We start from the raw sequence: 17,696 nt of genomic DNA, 5'->3' as shown, positions 1-17,696 counted from the left end.
ACGCTCGACAGTGGCACTTGAACACGTTCAACAGGGGGTGGCGGCATGTCCGTGCTGGTCGGACTGATCGTGATGCTGGGCATGCTGGTCGTCGTCCCGGCGGGACTCCGGCTGATCGACGGCCCCCAGCCCGCCGGGCTGCGCCGCCTGGCCCGGTTCTGGCCGCTGCTCGCCCTTCCCGGCGCCGTCGCCCTCTGGCTTCCCCGCGGCCCCGCCGCGACCGCCCTCGCCGGCGTCTACGCCCTGGCCACGCTGGCACTGGCGCTGCACGCACCGCTCCGCCTCGCCGCGACGGGCTCCCTCGCCCCCGGCGAGATCGCCGTGCTCACCGCCCTGGCGGCCCCCTCGGTCGCCGGACTGGCCCTGGTCGCCGAACGCGCCGGCCACGAGCTCCTCGGCTTCGACCTCGAGATCCTCGCCCTCACGGTCCCCCACTTCCACTTCGCGGGCTTCGCCGCCGCTCTCGTGGCCGGCCTGGTCTGCCGCGCCTCCCCGGGCCCCACCGCGCGGTTCGCGGCCCTCAGCGTCCCGCTCGGCACCCTGCTCGTCCTGCTCGGCTACTTCGTGGACGACTGGGCCGAGCTGGCCGGAGCGGTCGTCCTCACCGCGGGGATGTGGGCGGTCGCCCTGCTGACCTGGCGGGATGTCCGCACCGGCGTGACCGACCCGGTCACCCGCTCCCTCCTCGCCTCCTCGGCGGCCGTCCTCGTCGCCACCATGCTGCTCGCCCTGAGCTGGGCACTGGGCGAGGCCACCGGACTGCCCCACCCCAGCCTCACCTGGATGGCCGCCACGCACGGCCTTGCCAACGCCCTCGGCTTCGCGCTGTGCTCGGTGCTCGCCTGGCGCCGGCTGCGCACCCTCCCGCCCCGATCGGAGACCGCGTCATGACCCGACTGATCCGCACCTTCGCCACCCCCTCCCCCACAGGCCCGAACTACCCCGAGGTCGGCGCCACGGCGTCGGGCTCTCTGCCCGCCGGCTATCACCACCTGCACCACACCACCCGCGTCGGGCACGGCCGCGAGGCCTTCGAGACCGCCGCCGCGGCCGTCACCACCTGGCGGATGCACCGCTCCTCGGGCGCCCGGGTCCGCAGCGAGGCCGACCGCGCCGAGCCGGGCGCCCTCGTCGAGGTCTCCGTCGGCGCCGGCCCCCTCCGCCTCGCCGCGCCCTGCGAGGTGGTGTGGACGGCGTACGAGGAGGACCGCGGCGGCTTCGCGTACGGCACCCGGGGCCGGCACCCCGAGCGCGGCGAGGAGTCCTTCGTCGTGGACCTGCACGCCGACGGCTCGGTCTGGTTCACGGTCACCGCGTTCAGCCGTCCCGCCGCCTGGTACACCCGCCTCGCGGGGCCCCTGATCCCGCTCCTCCAGCACGCCTACGCCCGCCACCTCGGGCGCACCCTGCGGCGCGTCGTCGAGGGGTGAAGGAGACACGCCGGGCGTTACGCTCCTTTGGTAGGCCTCTACAGACCTAGGTCCCGTCCGCGGTGGTTGCAGGCAGACCCCTCCCCATCCGAGGAGCCGGCGATGAGCCAGTACGACGAATACACGAGTCCCTCGCAGGCCGAGGGCGAGCGGCTCGACGAGGACATGGACGCCCAGGAACGGACGCAACGGCATCCGCAGACCCTGCGCACCACGCCGTCCCAGGCGGAGGGCGAGCGCACCGCGGACGACGAGGGGAAGGGCTGACCCACCGGCCCGCGCAGGGCCGGTGGGCCGTGGCGGGCGGGGCGCGACGGGCGGCGGCGCGCGCGGCTCCGATGACGGGACGGGGTGAACCCCGGCCCCTCGGGTCCGATACTGGAGGGGATGGAGTGGTTCACCGCACCCGACTACTGGCTGAGCCGGATCGTGTTCCAGCGCGGGCTCGCCGGGCTCTACCTCGTGGCGTTCCTCTCGGCCGCCCTGCAGTTCCGGGCCCTGATCGGAGAGCGGGGGATGACCCCCGTACCGGAGTACGTCCGCCGGGTGGACCCACGCAGGGCCCCCAGCATCTTCCACTGGCGCTACTCCGACCGCCTGTTCGCCCTGGTCGCCTGGACGGGGGCGGCGCTGGCGCTCGCCCTGGCGGCGGGCGCGGGAGACGCCGTCCCGCTCCCGGTCTCGATGCTCCTGTGGGCGGCGCTGTGGGCCCTGTACCTCTCCATCGTCAACGTCGGCCAGACCTGGTACGGCTTCGGCTGGGAGTCGCTGCTCCTGGAGACCGGGTTCCTCGCCGTCTTCCTCGGCAACGACGACACCGCGCCACCGGTCCTGGTGCTGTTCCTGCTGCGCTGGCTGCTCTTCCGCGTGGAGTTCGGGGCGGGACTGATCAAGCTGCGCGGCGACCGCTGCTGGCGCGACCTGACCTGCCTGTACTACCACCACGAGACGCAGCCGATGCCGGGGCCGCTCAGCTGGTTCTTCCACCGTCTGCCGCGGCCCCTGCACCGCGTCGAGGCGGCCGCCAACCACGTCGTCCAGCTGGTCGTCCCGGTGCTGCTCTTCGCTCCCCAGCCGGTGGCGACGGTCGCGGCCGGTCTCATGGTGGTCACCCAGCTGTGGCTGGTGCTCTCCGGCAACTTCGCCTGGCTGAACTGGATCACGATCGTCCTCGCGCTCTCCGCCGTGGACGGCTCGTCACTGGTCGGTGAGCACCCGCGGCCCGATCCGCCGCTCTGGTACGTCGTCGTGGTCGTGGCCGCGACGGCCCTGCTCCTCGCCCTCGGCTACCGCCCGGCCCGCAATCTCCTCTCCAAGCGCCAGGCGATGAACCGCTCGTACGACCCGTTCCACCTGGTCAACACGTACGGCGCCTTCGGCTCGATCGGCCGCGTGCGGGACGAGATCGTGATCGAGGGGACGGACGACCCGGCGCCACACCCGGGCACCGACTGGCGGGAGTACGGCTTCAAGGGCAAGCCGGGCGACCCGCGGCGGATGCCCCGCCAGTTCGCCCCGTACCATCTGCGACTCGACTGGCTGATGTGGTTCGCGGCGCTCTCCCCCGGCTACGCGCGCGACTGGTTCGGGCCCTTCCTCGAGCGGCTGCTCGAAGGCGACCGGCACACCCTGCGATTGTTGCGCCACAACCCCTTCCCCGAACGGCCGCCGGTCCACGTCCGGGCGCGGCTCTACCGCTACCGGTACACGACCTGGCGGGAACTGAGGGAGACCGGGGCGTGGTGGCACCGGACGCTGGTACGGGAGTACGCGCCGCCGGTCCGGCTGCGGGAGACGCGCGCCCGGTGAACGCGAGCGGGCCGGGCCCGCCGGACACGCCTGTGCCCCGGCCGGAATCCGGACGGGGGCACAGGGCGAAGCGATGATCGCGACTCAGTCGATACCGGGCAGGATGTGCGGCTCCGCGAGGTCGTCCTCGTAGCCTGCCAGCCGGATGGGGGCCGAGCGGGCCCACACCTCCAGGCTGCCCAGCTCTCCGGACCGCCGTGGCCGCTCCGGACGTTCGGCCGGTCGCTGGTCCTGCTTCGTCAGTTCTGGTGTCACCGCGCACTCCCTTGTGTCGCGTTACCAATGAGGGCTTGGCCGGTCGGTCGCGGTGGCGCCGTTCTCGGGCGGGACCGCGGCCTTGGTGGCAGGCCAGTCCCCGGGCCGGCCGTGAGGGTTTGGTGAAACCCTGGTGGCCGACCGTCGACATCAGACTAACCAAATGAGCGCCCTCGCGCTCTATGGGGCTCAAAAGTGTGACGCGATCGGGTGAATGCCATACGGGTGAGCGATCTACCAGTTGGCGGGGGCGTAGTCCTTCAGGAAGCAGCCGTACAAGTCCTCGCCCGCCTCGCCGCGCACGATCGGGTCGTAGACGCGGGCGGCGCCGTCGATCAGGTCGAGGGGGGCGTGGAAGCCCTCCTCGGCGAGCCGGATCTTGTCCGGGTGCGGGCGCTCGTCGGTGATCCAGCCGGTGTCGACGGCCGTCATGAGGATGCCGTCGGACTCGAACATCTCCTGGGCACTGGTGCGCGTCAGCATGTTGAGCGCGGCCTTGGCCATGTTGGTGTGCGGGTGGCCCGCCCCCTTGTAGCCGCGGCTGAAGACGCCCTCCATCGCGGAGACGTTGACGACGTACGTGCGCTTCGAGGCGGAGGCCGCCATCGCCGGGCGGAGCCGGCTGATCAGGATGAAGGGCGCGGTGGAGTTGCACAGCTGCACTTCGAGCAGCTCGACCGGGTCGACCTCGGAGACGGTCTGGATCCAGCTGTTGGTGTCGTGCAGGTCGGGGACCAGACCGCCGGCGTCGATCGCGGTACCGGCCGCGATCCGCTCCAGGGAGGCCGAGCCGCCGACGAGGGCCAGCTCGGTCACGTCCTTCGCGGTCAGCGCGTCGCCGCGACGGGCCGAGGGCAGGGCCGGGATGGTGTCGACGGCTCCGGAGCCGAAGGTGCCGATGATCTGGGCGGGCGGCAGCTCGCCGGCCGGCAGCGGCGCGGACTCGGCGGCGACCAGCTCGCTGTAAGCGCCCGGCGAGCGGCGTACGGTCTGGGCGGCGTTGTTGATGAGGATGTCCAGCGGGCCCTCCGCCGCGACCGAGTCGGCGAGCGCCACGACCTGGGCGGGGTCGCGCAGGTCGATGCCGACGACCTTGAGGCGGCCGATCCACTCGTCGCTGTCCGGCATCGCCTTGAAGCGCCGGATGGCGTCGTTGGGGAAGCGCGTGGTGATGGTGGTGTGGGCGCCGTCGCGCAGCAGCCGCAGCGCGATGTACATGCCGATCTTGGCGCGGCCGCCGGTGAGCAGGGCGCGCTTGCCGGTCAGGTCGGCGCGGGCGTCCCGCCGCGCACGGTTCTCCGCGGCGCAGGGCTGGCAGAGCTGGTGGTAGAAGTAGTCCACCTCGGTGTACCGCGTCTTGCAGATGTAGCAGGAGCGGGGGCGCTGGAGTATCCCGGCGATCTGCCCGGCCTCGGTGACGGAGGAGGGCAGGATGCCCTCGGTCTCGTCGTCGATCCGCTGGGCGGAGCCGGTGGCGGTGGACTCGGTGACCGCCTTGTCGTGTGCGGTCTTGGCGGCCCGGCGCTCCTGGCGGCGGCGCTGCTTCACGGTCCGGTAGATCCCGGCGGTGGCGCGGCGCACGGCGACCGCGTCGGGGTGGTCGACGTCGAGCTTGTCGAGCTCGTCGAGGACGCTCAGGCAGACGGCCAGGCGCTCGGGGTCGATGCCCGGCCCGTACTCCTGGGTCTCTTCAGTCACCGTCATGCCTTCGCCGTTCCTCGATCGCTCGTACGCTCGCGCGCGCCATCTCTCAAAAGAGGAACTTTACGGAGCCGGAGGCCGTGACTCCAAACCTGTGGCGGGAGGGTGTTCGAACACACAGTCGCCGCAGAGACCGCCCTGGGGCGAGCGGTAGTAGAGGCAGCAGGTGGTCCTGCGCAGGGCCGGGCCCCGGACGGTGCGGGCGAGGTCCGGGTGGGCGAACAGCCCGGAGACCAGGGCCGCGGCCCGTTCGCCGACGTCCGGGCGGCCCCGCGCGCGGGACCACCGGACCAGTTCGCGCAGGGCGCCGGCCAGGGCCGAGCCGGCGTTTCCCCACAGCAGCCGCGGCGCGATCCGGCCGTCCGCCCGGAAGGCGTGGGCCAGGGGGACGAGATGGGCTTCCAGGACGGCCTCGCGCAGCTCCGCCACCGTGCCGGGACGCGTGGCGGTGCCCGTCCACCACAGGTCGTCGGGCGAGGTGGCCGTCCCGTCCCAGTGCACGTGCCCGGGGTCGAGGTCGGGGAACCGGCCGTGGAGCGCCGCGGGCCCGAGGGCGACCGACCACAGCCGGGCCGCGAGCCCGAGGTGGGCGAGCGAGGCGGCCACCCGTCGCTCGGAAGTGCGAATGCGGGCGGCGACGGTGTCCACGCGGGCGGTCAGGGGGCCGGTGTGTCCCGCGTACAGGCGGGCCAGCGGCGGGGATGAGGTGCCGGCGGCCGGCGGGGCGGTGGACGCGGCCGGCGAGGCGGTGCGGGCGGCCGGCAGGGCGGTGGACGCGGCCGGCGGGGCGGTGCCTCCGCCCGGCGCGGTCGTCCGCAGCGCGAAGAAGCCGCCCACCGACGCGCTCTCGACGAGATCCACCGTCACTCTCCCCCTTCGCGTTCCGCCCCACCCTCGGCATGGGTGCGGTCAAAACTGGGTCACACCCGGTCATGATCGAGTCATGACCGGACCAAGCCGGTCCCGGTGCCCGTTGATCACCGTAACGCTCGGGCGCATGACCACTTCCCCTTCCCCGTCACCCTCCCCCTTCCCTGCCGCACGGACGTCCGTGCCCCGGCGGCGGGCGGTACTGACCCTCACGGCCGCCGCCGTCGCCGCGGGCGTTCCCACCGCGCGGGCCGCGGCCGCCCGGTCGACCCGCACCCGCACCGGAAAGCCGCCGGCCGCGGCGCGCGCGCTGGCCGAACTCCGGGCCGGGAACGCCCGGTTCGCGGCCCTGCGGCAGATTCACCCGCACGAGGACGCCACCCGGCGCGCGGCCGTCGCGGTCTCCCAGCACCCCTTCGCCCTGACACTCGGCTGCGTCGACTCGCGGGTGCCGCCCGAGCTGGTCTTCGACCAGGGGCTCGGCGACCTGCTGGCGATACGGTCGGCCGGACAGGCACTCGACGAGGCCGTACTCGGTTCGATCCAGTTCGGCGTCGCCGAGCTGGGCGTTCCGCTGGTGGTCGTGCTCGGCCACGAGCGCTGCGGGGCCGTGACGGCGGCGGTGGAGTACGTCTGCACCGGAAAGCCCGCCGAGGGCCACCTCGCCCGGATCGTCGAGGAGATCGCCCCGGCCGCGCGGGAGGCGCGCGGCCTGCCGGGCGACTGGGTGGAGAACACGGTGCGGGCCAATGTGGACCGGATACGGCGTCGACTGGCTCGGGATGAGGCGTTCGACGAGGCCCTGGTCGTCGGCGCCCGCTTCGACCTGGATACCGGAAAGGTCGCTTTCCACCCCTCCTGACCTGCGGCGCCGTACATCTCAAGGTGTACGCGACGGCCCCGTACTGCGACGGCAGTACGTCGGATGGGGTTCCCAGGTACGACGACGAGAACACCGAAAGGAGCGATCGTTGAAGGTATGAACCCCCTCCTGCTGTCCGTGCTCCTGTCACTGGTCTCGGCGGTCGCCTACGCGGCCGCGGCGATCGTGCAGGAGCGCGTGGCGGCCACCGTCGGCGGTCACGCGTACGCCCCGCTGCGCAACCCGGCCTGGTGGGGGTCGGTGCTGCTCAACGGCCTGGGAGCGGCGCTCCACGTGGCCGCGCTCGCCTACGGTCCGCTCAGCCTGGTGCAGCCCCTGGGCGCGCTCACGATCGTCTTCGCGCTCCCGATGGCGGCGCTCTTCGTCGGCCGCCGGGCCGGCCGCACGGCCTGGCGGGGAGCGGTGATGGCCACGGTCGGCCTGGCCGGCCTGCTCAGCCTGACCGGCGGCGCCGGGGCCCGGTCCCTGGACGGGAGCGAGCGATGGCTCCTCGCCGCCGGGACGCTCGGTGTGATCGTCGCGCTGTTCGCCGCCGCGCGGGTGGTGGGCCGCTCCGTACTGCGGAGCGTGATCCTGGCCGCCGCCGCGGGCGTCTCGTTCGGGATCGCCTCGGTGTTCACGAAGACGGTCGCGGTGGAGTGGACGGCGAGCGCGCCGCTCGCGCAGTGGCCCAGCCTTCTGGTCCTCTCGGCGCTCGCGGTCACCGGACTGCTGCTCTCGCAGGCCTCCTACCGGGGCGCGGGCCTCGCGGCGCCGCTGGCCACGGTCACGGTGGTCAACCCGGTGGTCGCGGCGGCCGTGGGCCTGACGCTGTTCGGCGAGACCTTCCGCTACGGCGCGGCCGGCACCGTGGCCGCGCTGATCTGCGGCGCCGTGACGGCGGCCGGCCTCGTCCAGCTCACCACGGACCGCCTGTCGACGGCGGAGGACTCGCGCGCGGTGCCAGACCCGTGCCCGGATCCGGTGTCGGACCCGGGCCCAGGGGCGGGTAGCGCCTGCCGTCCGGAGCGGCCCGGCACGATCCGGACGACCGGGCCCCGGCCTCGCGGGACGGGTCGGGACGCCGGGGGCGCGGAGTCGCACCGCGCGTCAGATCGAGACGCCGCGGCCCCGGAGGTACGCCAGGGGGTCGATGTCGGAGCCGTAGCCGGGACCCGTCCGCACTTCGAAGTGGAGGTGCGGTCCCGAGCTGTTGCCGGTCGACCCTGACCGGGCGATGCGCTGGCCGCCGCCGACCCGCTGCCCCTCCCGGACGTGGAGCGCGGACAGGTGGGCGTACTGGCTGTAGCGGCCGTCGTCGTGGCGGATCACGATCTCGTAGCCGTACGCGCCGCCCCATCCCGCCGAGACGACCTTGCCGTCGGCCACCGCCTTGACCGAGGTCCCGGTCGGGACCGGGAAGTCCACCCCGGTGTGGTAGCCGCTGGACCAGGAGGAGCCGGCCTTGCGGTAGCGCGTGCCGAGGGAACCGGAGACCGGGGCGCTGTAGCGGTCGTCGGCCCGGGGCGCGGGCGCCGGCCTCGTGGCGGGTTTCGTGGCCGGCCTGCTCACCGGCTTCGTGACGGGTCTGGCCACGGCTTTCGCCGGCGGCCCGGCCGCGGGCCGGGTGACCGGCTGCGTCCGTGCGGTCGGCGCCTTGGTCGCGGGCGCCTTGCCCGGGGGTGTCACGGTCGGCGGTTTGGCAGAGGGTGCCTTGGTCGTGGGCGCCTTGACCCTCGGCGCATCGGCGGGCGGGGTCCTGGGCGGCGCGGAGATGCGCAGGGTGAGCCGCTGTCCGGGGTGGATCAGGTCGGGGTCGCCGCCGACGACGGCGCGGTTCTCCTGGTACAGGCCCTGCCAGCCGCCCCTCACCCGCTCCTCGCGGGCGATCCGCGAGAGCGAGTCGCCCGGGGCGACCGTGTACATCTCACGGACCGTCGGCACGCTGGTCGGGGTGGTGGTGGCGGGCGGCTTCGGGGTGGCGGCCGGGGGCTTCATGCCCGTCGGCTGCTGCGCCGCGGGCGCCGGGGAGCGGCGCACCGTCCCCTGCTCGCCGGAGCCGCGCTGCCCGGGCAGGGACACCGGCCGGACGTCCGGCGCGTCGCCGCCTCGGGCCAGTCCGGCCCGGGAGGAGCACGTCGGCCAGGCTCCCGGGCCCTGCCCCTTGAGCACCTTCTCCGCGACGAGGATCTGCTGGTCCTTCGAGGCCAGGTCGGCGCGCGGGGCGTAGTGCGTGCCGCCGTACCGCTCCCAGGTCGACTGGCTGAACTGCAGGCCGCCGAAGTAGCCGTTGCCGGTGTTGATGGCCCAGTTCGAGGAGGACTCGCAGGCCGCGACCTTCTCCCACACGTCGAGGGAGGCGGCTTGGGCCGAGCCGGCGCCGATCAGCGGCAGCGCGATCCCGGCGCCGCTCGCGGTGACCGTGAGCGAGGCCCGGTTGATCCGGCTCTGCTGCGGTCTGCGGTGTCGTCCGCGTAAGGCCATGGTCCCCCCTTGGGCGCATCAGCAGCCGTCCAAGTTACGGGCAATCCACAGACCGTGACAAGGCCCCGCACGCAATCCGTGCGGGGCCCGACTTCCTCGCGTCGGCTGCCGCTCAGGGGCCCGCGGGGCCCGGCTGGGGCTGCGGCTCCGGTTCGGGTACGGGCGTGGGCTGCGGCGGTTCGGGCACCGGGTTCGGCGGCGGGACCGGCGTCGGCTCGGGAGCCGGGCCGGGCGTGGGCGGCGGAACCGGGCCCGGAGGCGGGACCGGCGAGGGGGGCACCGGATCGGGGTACGGGTGGGTCATGACGGGCCTCTCGGTCGACTCGGCCGTTCTGCACCAGGTTCTCCCGATGCGCGTGCCCGCGCCCGACGGATCCATTCCTTCGGGTCGACCGCCCGCCGCCACGGCGCCCCCGGCGAGGGGTCGCCGTCCGATCAGGCCGGATCAGGTCACCGCGTCCCCGGCAGGATCGACACGGCACCCCTGAGGCCGGTGGCGGGGCTGGAGAGGACGCGCGGCGAGGTGCGCGTGCGGTCGGCGGCGTCCGCCATGGACGCCTGGGCCAGTACGACGGCGACGTCCCCGGCCGGGTCGATCCGGTCCACGGCGGCGGCCGCCGCGTCGAGGCAGCCGTCGCGGTCACCCGCCTCGAAGCGCTCCCACGCCTCCTCGACCAGCAGGGTGGTCACGGCGGGGATCCGGTCGCGGGCCTCCTCGCGCAGCAGGTCGAGCGTCGGCCCGACGGTGGACGCCACGGTCGCGACGACCACGATCCTCGCGTGGCGCACGGCGGCGGCCGCCATCGGCCGGTCGGCCCTCAGCACCGGCACCCCAGGGAGGCCGCGTCGCGCTCGGCGACGGCCCCGAGGGTCGAGCAGGTGCAGAGCACGGCCGTCGCGCCGTCGGCGACGGCCCGCGCCAGGAGGTCGTGGACGGCGCAGGCGACCGCCGGCGGCCCTGGCTCGTGCCGGCAGCTCCTCGGCGACGAGGTGGCGCGGCACGAGCCCGGGATGGTCCCGGTCCCGCAGGCCGTCGAAGACGGGGACGTGGGCGGCCGAGGTGTGCAGCAGGGCCAGGGTCACCGGAGTTCCGGCGTCGCCCTCAGCCGGTCCTTCGCCGCCCGGACCACCTCGGCGGGGGCCTCGGGAGCCTCCTCGGGATGCTTCCGCGCCCAGGAGGCGGCGTACGGACACAGGGGCACGACGGGAACACCCTCGCGCGCCGCGATCGCGTAGAACTCCCGGACGAGCGCCCCGGCGATGCCCTTGCCCTCGTGACCCTCCTCGACGACCGTGTGCACGGCGACGAGGGCGTGCGACGGGGCGTCCAGGACGAAGTAGACGATGCCACCGACATAGGTGTCGCCCTCGAACGCCTCCAGGCGCCCCTTCTCCCGCTCGTCGCGGATCTGCGGAACCGCCGCCATGTGGAACATCCCCCTCGTCAGGCGTGCGCGGCGACGGCCTGCGGGCTGCGCCGGGTGTCACTCCCGGGCACCGGCGCGGACGCGTCGGTGCCCAGCTCCACGATCCGGTTGCCCGCGTCCACGTGCACGACCCGGGGCACGAGACTCCGCGCCTCGGCGTCCTCGACCTGCGCGTAGCTGATGAGGATCACCAGGTCACCGGGGTGGACGAGATGGGCGGCGGCGCCGTTGATGCCGATGACACCGGACCCGCGCTCACCCTCGATGACGTACGTCTCCAGCCGGGCGCCGTTGTCGATGTCGACGATGTGGACCAGCTCGCCGGGCAGCAGATCGGCCGCCTCCATGAGATCGGCGTCGACGGTGACGGATCCGACGTAGTGGAGGTCGGCCTGGGTCACGGTGGCCCGGTGGATCTTGGACTTGAACATGGTGCGCAGCACTATGGACTCCTCGAAGACGGCTCCCTGCCTGCTTTCTGCAGGTCAAGGGCGCTCTCGACTGTACACCGGGATGCGTCGGCCGAGGATTGTGAGGAACATCGCTCCGGCCAGGTCATACGGCCCCCACCTGGGCTTTCATGACGTCGCGGCCGGCTGTTCGGGCCATTCCGCAGAACGCACCGCGGCTCATGCCGACCGAATACCGGCTTACCTGATGATCCATCACATACGCTAATTCCCCCTCTGCACGCATGGATGACGCGCGTCGACGTGGCGACCTGTCGGGCACCGACCTCACTCCGTCTCGTGGAGAAGGGTCCCTTAGGCCGTAGGCCGGACGGCCGGGCCGCCCCGGAAGCCGGCTCGCCGCCTGCCGCCCGCCTGAGGCCCCTCGGCGGGCTGCCTCTCGAGCCGGAGGTGCGGTGGGAAGCCGCCCTCGATCGGCGGCGCACCGGCTGCGCGTCTTCGGCGTGGCGCGGCACGCCAGGTGGCTACGGCACCGACGGTGGCGGGATCCCTGTCCGGAGCGCTCGGCGGGCGCAGGGAATCACTCGCTTCCGCCCGGGGCGGCCCGGAGGAAGCGCTCGTACCCTGCGGGCGCCGCACCGCGGCCGGCGCGGTCCTCGTCCTCGATGGACCGGAGGGCGGCGCGCCGGCCGCCGTCGGACGCCCAGGAAGTCACCGGACCGCAGCGCCGTGTGCGGTGCGAGGAACCGGTACGTCGTGTCCGAGGACGGGAACCCGCTGCCATGTCACGCCGTTGTCGGCGGTGACCCAGGCCCGCACCTCGCGCAGGCCGTCGAACGCGCCCGTGACGTCGGCCTTCACCGACATCGGGGTCCGTCCGTGGCCGCGCCGGCTGCGCTGTCGTGCGGTCGAGCCCCTCACCCCTTGGCGAGCGAGTCCTTGAGGGCGATGTTGAGCTTCAGGACGTTCACCCGAGGTTCACCGATGAAGCCGAGGATGCGGTCGTCGGTGTGGGCGGCGACCAGCTTCTCGACCGTTGTGATGTCCAGCTCGTTGCGCTCGGCGACGCGGTGGACCTGGAGTCTCGCGTACTCCGGTGAGATGTGAGGGTCCAGGCCGGAGCCGGAAGAGGTGACGGCGTCGGCGGGCACGTCGGAAGGCCGCACCCGGTAGCCGGCCGTCGAGTTGTCCTTGATCACGGCGGCCTTGGCGTCCTTGACCCCCTGGATCAGGTCGGCGTCGTCGCCCGAGCGGTTGGTCGCGCCGGAGAGGACGATCGAGTACTGGGTGTTGACGGAGTTGGTGCCCAGGCCGTTCGAGGGGCGGGGCTGGAACCAGCGCAGGTCCGGGGCCGCGGTCTCCTCGCCGTCCATCAGGGGCAGGTCGTAGCGCTGGCCGATGAGTTCGGAGCCGACCACCTTCCCGCTCGCGTCCTCGATCTCGGACCCGTTGGCCCTGCCCGGGAAGGCGAGTTGGGCGACGCCGGTCACGGCGAGAGGGTAGAGCACGCCGCACACCAGGGTCAGGACGAGCAGGGCGCGCAGGCCCGCCCCGAGGACACGGCCGGTGTTCGCTGCTGAGTTGTTCATCGTGGGTCAGCCGATTCCGGGGATGAGGGTGAGGAGCATGTCGATGAGCTTGATGCCGATGAACGGGGCGACCAGACCGCCCAGTCCGTAGAGGCCGAGGTTGCGCCGCAGCATCGCGTCCGCGCTCGACGGGCGGTAGCGCACGCCCTTCAACGCGAGTGGGACGAGGGCGATGATGATCAGCGCGTTGAAGATCACGGCCGAGAGGATCGCGGACTCGGGCGAGTGCAGGCCCATGATGTTGAGTCTGTCCAGCGACGGGTAGGCGACGGCGAACATGGCCGGGATGACCGCGAAGTACTTGGCGACGTCGTTGGCGATGGAGAAGGTCGTGAGGGCGCCCCGGGTGATGAGGAGTTGCTTGCCGATCTCCACGATCTCGATGAGCTTGGTCGGGTCGGAGTCGAGGTCGACCATGTTGCCGGCCTCCTTCGCGGCCGACGTGCCCGTGTTCATCGCCACGCCCACGTCCGCCTGCGCCAGAGCCGGGGCGTCGTTCGTGCCGTCACCCGTCATCGCGACCAGCTTCCCGCCCGCCTGCTCGCGCTTGATGAGGGCCATCTTGTCCTCGGGGGCGGCCTCGGCGAGGAAGTCGTCGACGCCCGCCTCCTCGGCGATGGCCTTGGCGGTCAGCGGGTTGTCACCCGTGATCATGATCGTCTTGATGCCCATGCGGCGCAGCTCGTCGAACCGCTCCCGCATGCCGTCCTTGACGACGTCCTTGAGGTGGATGACACCCAGGACCCGCGCGCCCTTGCCGTCCTCCACAGCCACCAGCAGCGGCGTGCCACCAGCCTCGGAGATCCGGTCCGTGAGCGCCCGCGCGTCCTCGGCGACGGTGCCACCCTGCTCCTTCACCCACGCCACGACCGAACCTGTCGCGCCCTTGCGGATCTTCCTGCCGTCCACGTCCACGCCCGACATGCGGGTCTGCGCGGTGAACTCGATCCACGTCGCGTGCGCCAGTTCGCCGTGGCGCGGCTCACGAAGCCCGTACCTCTCCTTCGCCAGCACGACGACCGAGCGGCCCTCGGGCGTCTCGTCCGCGAGCGAGGACAGCTGGGCGGCGTCGGCCACCTCGGCCTCCGTCGCCCCGCGCACGGGGACGAACTCCGCCGCCTGCCGGTTGCCCAGGGTGATCGTGCCCGTCTTGTCGAGGAGCAAGGTGCTCACATCGCCGGCGGCCTCGACCGCCCGCCCGGACATCGCGAGGACGTTGCGCTGCACAAGGCGGTCCATGCCCGCGATGCCGATCGCCGAGAGCAGCGCCCCGATGGTCGTCGGGATCAGGCAGACCAGGAGAGCGCTGAGGACGATCAGTGAGGTCTGCTCGTTCGCCCCGGCGTAGATCGCGAACGGCTTCAGGGTGACGACGGCGAGCAGGAAGACGATCGTCAGCGAGGCGAGGAGGATGTTCAGGGCGATCTCGTTGGGCGTCTTCTGCCGGGCGGCTCCCTCGACCAGGTTGATCATGCGGTCGATGAAGGTCTCGCCCGGCTTCGTCGTGATGGTGATGACGATGCGGTCGGAGAGCACCTTGGTTCCGCCGGTGACCGCGCACCGGTCGCCGCCGGACTCGCGGATCACGGGCGCGGACTCACCGGTGATGGCCGACTCGTCCACGCTCGCGACACCCTCGACGACATCCCCGTCGCCGGGAATGACGTCACCGGCTTCGCAGACCACCAGGTCACCGACGCGCAGTTCGGCGCCGGCGACCTTCTCCTCGCCCTTGCCCTCCTTGGTCAGGCGGCGGGCGACAGTGTCGGCCTTCGCCCTGCGCAGGGTGTCGGCCTGCGCCTTGCCGCGCCCCTCGGCGACGGCCTCGGCGAGGTTGGCGAAGATCGTGGTGAGCCAGAGCCAGGCGGTGATCGCCCAGCCGAACCAGTCCCCCGGGTTCTTCAGGGCGAGCGCGGTGGTGACCACCGACCCGACCAGGACCACGAACATGACCGGCGACGTGACCATCACGCGCGGGTCGAGCTTCCTGAGCGCGTCCGGGAAGGAAGCGATCAGCTGCTTCGGGTCGAACAGGCCGCCGCCGACCCGGCCGGCCGACGGGTGACCGCCGGACAGGTCGCCGTGCGGTGCCTTCGCCGAAGGGGCGGAGGTGGACATCGGATCCTCGTGCTTCTGTACGTCGATGGTCATGCCGCGAGCCCTTCGGCGAGCGGGCCAAGGGCGAGCGCCGGGAAGTAGGTGAGACCGGCGACGATCATGATCGTGCCGACGAGCAGCCCGGTGAACAGCGGCTTCTCGGTCCTCAGGGTGCCCGCCGTCTCGGGTACGGGCTGCTGCTCGGCGAGTGAGCCGGCCAGCGCCAGGACGAACACCATCGGCAGGAACCGGCCGAGCAGCATCGCGATGCCGATCGTCGTGTTGAACCACTGCGTGTCGGCGTTGAGTCCGGCGAAGGCCGAGCCGTTGTTGTTGGCTCCGGAGGTGTAGGCGTACAGGATCTCGGAGAAGCCGTGCGCGCCTGAGTTGGTCATCGAGTTCGCCGGGGTGTCCAGGACGAAGGAGGCCGCCGTGAAGCAGAGCACGAGCGCCGGGGTGACGAGGATGTGGCAAGCGGCGAACTTGATCTCGCGGGTGCCGATCTTCTTGCCCAGGTACTCCGGGGTGCGGCCGACCATCAGGCCCGCGAGGAACACCGCGATGATCGCCATGATCAGCATGCCGTAGAGGCCGGAGCCGACACCGCCGGGCGCGATCTCGCCCAGCTGCATCCCCAGCATGGCGATGCCGCCGCCGAAACCGGTGTACGAGGAGTGGAAGGAGTTCACCGCACCGGTCGAGGTCAGCGTGGTCGCCACCGCGAAGATCGTCGAACCGCCGATACCGAACCGGTTCTCCTTGCCCTCCATCGCCCCGCCGGCCAGCTCGAACGCCGGCCCCCTGGCCGCGAACTCGGTCCACATCATCAGCGCCGTGAAACCGACCCAGATCACGGCCATCGTGCCGAGGATCGCGTACCCCTGCTTCAACGAGCCGACCATCCGCCCGAAGGTCCGCGTCAGCGCGAAGGGGATGACCAGGATCAGGTAGATCTCGAGGAGGTTCGACAGGCCGTCGGGGTTCTCGAAGGGGTGGGCGGAGTTGGCGTTGAAGTAGCCGCCGCCGTTGGTGCCCAGTTCCTTGATGACCTCCTGTGAGGCCACCGCCCCGCCGTTCCACTGCTGCGTGCCGCCGGTGAACTGCCCGACCTCGTGGATCCCGGAGAAGTTCTGGATCGCCCCGCAGGCGACGAGGACGAGAGCACCGATCACCGAGATCGGGAGCAGGATGCGGACGACTCCGCGGACCAGGTCGGCCCAGAAGTTGCCCAGCTCACCCGTACGAGACCGGGCGAAGCCGCGCACCAGGGCGATCGCGACCGCGATGCCGACCGCCGCGGAGACGAAGTTCTGCACCGCCAGGCCGCCGGTCTGCACGACGTGGCCCATGGCCTGCTCGCCGTAGTACGACTGCCAGTCGGTGTTCGCCACGAACGACGCCGCCGTGTTGAACGCCTGGTCCGGGTCGATCGACACGAAGCCGAGCGAGCCCGGCAGTGCCCCCTGGAGCCGCTGGAGCCCGTACAGGAACAGCACGCTCACCGTGGAGAAGGCGAGCACGCCGCGGAGGTAGGCCGGCCAGCGCATCTCCACCGACGGGTTCGCGCCGATCGCCGTGTAGATCCACTTCTCGGGCCGCAGGTGCCTCTCGGAGGAGTACACCTTCGCCATGTAGTCGCCCAGCGGCCGGTACGACAGACCGAGCGCGACGATCAGTGCCAGGAGCTGGAGGATTCCAGCCAGGACAGGACTCATATCCCTGCTCAGAACCTCTCCGGCTTGACCAGCGCGAGGACGAGGTATCCCAGCAGGGCGGCGGCCACGAGCAGACCGACGATGTTCTCGGCACTCACAGCTTCGCCAACCCCCTGGCGATGAACGCCACCAGCGCGAAGACCGCGACCGTGGTGACGACGAAGGCCACGTCGGCCATCGTGAACTCCCGAAAAAAGAACGAGCGGATTCTCTGACGAGATGAGGAAACCGCCTTTTCGGCCACCCGCCGTCGCCGTTGACGCCGCCCTGACGCTCTTGACGCCTCCCTTGACGCGCCCCCTACGCGACACGTCGCCGGCCAGGCTCGCCGGACCGCCGGGTTCCGGCTCCATCGTGAGTACGGCCGCCACACCACCGGACCGGCCGCCGTCAGCGGCGCGTCAAATCTGCGCGCCGCCGCGTGAACAGCGCGTAGCGACTCCGGTACCGGGGGTGCGGACGGCCTAGCGTCGGCTCCATGCAGCCACCCCCTTCTCCCTCCTCCCCGAGGGGCGCTCCCCACGACACCCTGTCCGACGTCGGATGGCTCGGCGAGGCTTCGTACGCGATCGGGTGCGCAGCCCTTCTGCTCGGAACGTCGCTGCTCGTCGACGCGGCCGCGCACGGCCTGACCCTGCTCCGGACGACGGGGTGGATCGCGCTGGCGGCGGCCCTGCTGGTGATTCTGCTGCCCGGGCGTGTCAGCGCCGGGCCGGGCCATCTGACGGTGCGGGGCCTGTGGGTCACCAAGTCCGTCCGGACCGACCGGCTCTCAGCGGTCGACTGGCCGGTCGGCATCGCGCAGCGCTTGGTCCTCACAGACACGGACGGCGTACGGGCAGAGGTGGACCTGCGGGTGCTCACCTCCAACCCGGCCCTGCGGCTGCGGCTCGAAACCGACGCGCAGGCCGCCCTCGAGCACGGCACCCTGGTTCGCGGAGCCGCGAGTCTGGCCCGGCTGTCCCTGCGCGTCGACGCGGAGACCACCCGCGGCGTCTTCGACGTCTCGGGCCTGAGCCGGTCCTGACCAGAAGGCCCAGCGACACC

19 protein-coding genes and 1 pseudogene are annotated in these 17,696 nt (G+C 72.3%); 7 read left to right on the top strand and 13 right to left on the bottom strand.

Annotation, left to right across the window (positions count from 1 at the left end):
* The first annotated feature begins 45 nt into the window (after positions 1-45).
* The 4 genes from AB0K65_RS13875 to AB0K65_RS13860 all read left to right on the top strand — a co-directional run bounded on the left by AB0K65_RS13875 (position 46) and on the right by AB0K65_RS13860 (position 3,239).
* Entirely contained in the window at positions 46-891 is an 846-nt protein-coding gene (locus AB0K65_RS13875) for a YndJ family protein (RefSeq protein ID WP_365716046.1), read from the top strand.
* The gene (locus AB0K65_RS13870; protein WP_365716045.1) at positions 888-1,430 is read left to right on the top strand and encodes a DUF1990 domain-containing protein; all 543 of its coding nucleotides are present in this window, start codon (positions 888-890) and stop codon (positions 1,428-1,430) included. Before AB0K65_RS13875 ends, AB0K65_RS13870 begins: the two co-directional genes overlap by 4 nt.
* 102 nt (positions 1,431-1,532) lie before the next feature.
* A complete protein-coding gene (locus AB0K65_RS13865) occupies positions 1,533-1,697 on the top strand; it encodes a hypothetical protein (RefSeq protein ID WP_365716044.1) in 165 nt (54 codons plus the stop codon).
* A gap of 120 nt (positions 1,698-1,817) precedes the next feature.
* Positions 1,818-3,239 carry a lipase maturation factor family protein gene (locus AB0K65_RS13860; RefSeq protein ID WP_365716043.1) on the top strand — a complete coding sequence of 474 codons (1,422 nt, stop codon included), beginning with the start codon at positions 1,818-1,820 and terminating at the stop codon, positions 3,237-3,239.
* 84 nt (positions 3,240-3,323) lie between these two features.
* Here AB0K65_RS13860 and AB0K65_RS13855 read toward each other — a convergent pair whose 3' ends face one another.
* From AB0K65_RS13855 to AB0K65_RS13845, 3 genes are all read right to left on the bottom strand, one after another.
* Positions 3,324-3,494, bottom strand: a complete 171-nt coding sequence (locus AB0K65_RS13855; RefSeq protein ID WP_365716042.1) for a hypothetical protein — start codon at positions 3,492-3,494, stop codon at positions 3,324-3,326.
* A gap of 234 nt (positions 3,495-3,728) precedes the next feature.
* Positions 3,729-5,198, bottom strand: coding sequence for an SDR family NAD(P)-dependent oxidoreductase (locus tag AB0K65_RS13850; protein ID WP_365716041.1), 1,470 nt, complete (start codon positions 5,196-5,198; stop codon positions 3,729-3,731).
* 60 nt (positions 5,199-5,258) lie between these two features.
* Positions 5,259-6,056, bottom strand: coding sequence for a (2Fe-2S)-binding protein (locus AB0K65_RS13845; RefSeq protein WP_365716040.1), 798 nt, complete (start codon positions 6,054-6,056; stop codon positions 5,259-5,261).
* A 136-nt stretch (positions 6,057-6,192) separates the two neighbouring features.
* Between AB0K65_RS13845 and AB0K65_RS13840 the strand changes: the two genes are divergently transcribed.
* Together AB0K65_RS13840 and AB0K65_RS13835 are read left to right on the top strand one after the other, a co-directional pair.
* Entirely contained in the window at positions 6,193-6,927 is a 735-nt protein-coding gene (locus AB0K65_RS13840; protein ID WP_365716039.1) for a carbonic anhydrase, read from the top strand.
* 117 nt (positions 6,928-7,044) lie between these two features.
* On the top strand, positions 7,045-8,157 hold the full coding sequence (locus tag AB0K65_RS13835; RefSeq protein WP_365716038.1) for a DMT family transporter: 1,113 nt from the start codon (positions 7,045-7,047) through the stop codon (positions 8,155-8,157).
* On the opposite strand, the gene AB0K65_RS13830 is transcribed toward AB0K65_RS13835, so the two are convergent.
* The 10 genes and pseudogenes from AB0K65_RS13830 to AB0K65_RS13785 form a co-directional block, all read right to left on the bottom strand.
* Positions 8,038-9,411 carry a transglycosylase family protein gene (locus tag AB0K65_RS13830; RefSeq protein WP_365716037.1) on the bottom strand — a complete coding sequence of 458 codons (1,374 nt, stop codon included), beginning with the start codon at positions 9,409-9,411 and terminating at the stop codon, positions 8,038-8,040. The two genes, AB0K65_RS13835 and AB0K65_RS13830, sit on opposite strands and share 120 nt — an antisense overlap.
* 450 nt (positions 9,412-9,861) lie before the next feature.
* Positions 9,862-10,494: pseudogene (locus AB0K65_RS13825) on the bottom strand (aspartate/glutamate racemase family protein).
* Positions 10,491-10,847, bottom strand: a complete 357-nt coding sequence (locus AB0K65_RS13820; RefSeq protein ID WP_365716036.1) for a GNAT family N-acetyltransferase — start codon at positions 10,845-10,847, stop codon at positions 10,491-10,493. Before AB0K65_RS13820 ends, AB0K65_RS13825 begins: the two are co-directional and overlap by 4 nt.
* Positions 10,848-10,855: 8 nt before the next feature.
* Positions 10,856-11,281: an aspartate 1-decarboxylase gene (panD, locus tag AB0K65_RS13815; protein WP_365716035.1), complete on the bottom strand. Its 426-nt coding sequence runs from the start codon at positions 11,279-11,281 to the stop codon at positions 10,856-10,858.
* Between the two features lie 678 nt (positions 11,282-11,959).
* On the bottom strand, positions 11,960-12,115 hold the full coding sequence (locus AB0K65_RS13810) for a hypothetical protein (RefSeq protein WP_365716034.1): 156 nt from the start codon (positions 12,113-12,115) through the stop codon (positions 11,960-11,962).
* A 50-nt stretch (positions 12,116-12,165) separates the two neighbouring features.
* On the bottom strand, positions 12,166-12,837 hold the full coding sequence (locus tag AB0K65_RS13805; RefSeq protein ID WP_365716033.1) for a potassium-transporting ATPase subunit C: 672 nt from the start codon (positions 12,835-12,837) through the stop codon (positions 12,166-12,168).
* A 6-nt stretch (positions 12,838-12,843) separates the two neighbouring features.
* On the bottom strand, positions 12,844-14,955 hold the full coding sequence (gene kdpB, locus AB0K65_RS13800) for a potassium-transporting ATPase subunit KdpB (protein ID WP_365716127.1): 2,112 nt from the start codon (positions 14,953-14,955) through the stop codon (positions 12,844-12,846).
* A gap of 29 nt (positions 14,956-14,984) precedes the next feature.
* On the bottom strand, positions 14,985-16,649 hold the full coding sequence (kdpA, locus tag AB0K65_RS13795; protein WP_365716031.1) for a potassium-transporting ATPase subunit KdpA: 1,665 nt from the start codon (positions 16,647-16,649) through the stop codon (positions 14,985-14,987).
* Positions 16,650-16,657: 8 nt separating this feature from the next.
* Positions 16,658-16,747, bottom strand: coding sequence for a K(+)-transporting ATPase subunit F (gene kdpF / locus AB0K65_RS13790; protein WP_033204243.1), 90 nt, complete (start codon positions 16,745-16,747; stop codon positions 16,658-16,660).
* Positions 16,744-16,893, bottom strand: coding sequence for a hypothetical protein (locus AB0K65_RS13785; protein WP_365716030.1), 150 nt, complete (start codon positions 16,891-16,893; stop codon positions 16,744-16,746). Before AB0K65_RS13785 ends, kdpF begins: the two co-directional genes overlap by 4 nt.
* A gap of 234 nt (positions 16,894-17,127) precedes the next feature.
* On the opposite strand from AB0K65_RS13785, the gene AB0K65_RS13780 reads away from it, so the two are divergent.
* On the top strand, positions 17,128-17,676 hold the full coding sequence (locus AB0K65_RS13780; RefSeq protein ID WP_365716029.1) for a hypothetical protein: 549 nt from the start codon (positions 17,128-17,130) through the stop codon (positions 17,674-17,676).
* The last annotated feature ends 20 nt before the right edge of the window (positions 17,677-17,696 follow it).

The organism is Streptomyces sp. NPDC053755, assembly GCF_040677675.1.
Taxonomy (GTDB): Bacteria; Actinomycetota; Actinomycetes; order Streptomycetales; family Streptomycetaceae; genus Streptomyces.
The sequence above is the reverse complement of the archived record's forward strand: the minus strand, read 5'-3'. Positions and strand labels throughout refer to the sequence as shown.

Excerpts from the sequence above, each read along its gene's own strand:
- AB0K65_RS13805 (WP_365716033.1), bottom strand. The coding sequence starts at position 12,837 with ATGAACAACTCAGCAGCGAACACCGGCCGTGTCCTCGGGGCGGGCCTG.
- AB0K65_RS13865 (WP_365716044.1), top strand. The coding sequence starts at position 1,533 with ATGAGCCAGTACGACGAATACACGAGTCCCTCGCAGGCCGAGGGCGAG.
- AB0K65_RS13875 (WP_365716046.1), top strand. The coding sequence starts at position 46 with ATGTCCGTGCTGGTCGGACTGATCGTGATGCTGGGCATGCTGGTCGTC.
- AB0K65_RS13810 (WP_365716034.1), bottom strand. The coding sequence starts at position 12,115 with ATGTCGGTGAAGGCCGACGTCACGGGCGCGTTCGACGGCCTGCGCGAG.
- AB0K65_RS13835 (WP_365716038.1), top strand. The coding sequence starts at position 7,045 with ATGAACCCCCTCCTGCTGTCCGTGCTCCTGTCACTGGTCTCGGCGGTC.
- AB0K65_RS13820 (WP_365716036.1), bottom strand. The coding sequence starts at position 10,847 with ATGTTCCACATGGCGGCGGTTCCGCAGATCCGCGACGAGCGGGAGAAG.
- AB0K65_RS13780 (WP_365716029.1), top strand. The coding sequence starts at position 17,128 with ATGCAGCCACCCCCTTCTCCCTCCTCCCCGAGGGGCGCTCCCCACGAC.
- kdpA (WP_365716031.1), bottom strand. The coding sequence starts at position 16,649 with ATGAGTCCTGTCCTGGCTGGAATCCTCCAGCTCCTGGCACTGATCGTC.
- AB0K65_RS13860 (WP_365716043.1), top strand. The coding sequence starts at position 1,818 with ATGGAGTGGTTCACCGCACCCGACTACTGGCTGAGCCGGATCGTGTTC.
- AB0K65_RS13840 (WP_365716039.1), top strand. The coding sequence starts at position 6,193 with ATGACCACTTCCCCTTCCCCGTCACCCTCCCCCTTCCCTGCCGCACGG.
- AB0K65_RS13850 (WP_365716041.1), bottom strand. The coding sequence starts at position 5,198 with ATGACGGTGACTGAAGAGACCCAGGAGTACGGGCCGGGCATCGACCCC.
- AB0K65_RS13870 (WP_365716045.1), top strand. The coding sequence starts at position 888 with ATGACCCGACTGATCCGCACCTTCGCCACCCCCTCCCCCACAGGCCCG.
- kdpB (WP_365716127.1), bottom strand. The coding sequence starts at position 14,955 with ATGTCCACCTCCGCCCCTTCGGCGAAGGCACCGCACGGCGACCTGTCC.
- AB0K65_RS13830 (WP_365716037.1), bottom strand. The coding sequence starts at position 9,411 with ATGGCCTTACGCGGACGACACCGCAGACCGCAGCAGAGCCGGATCAAC.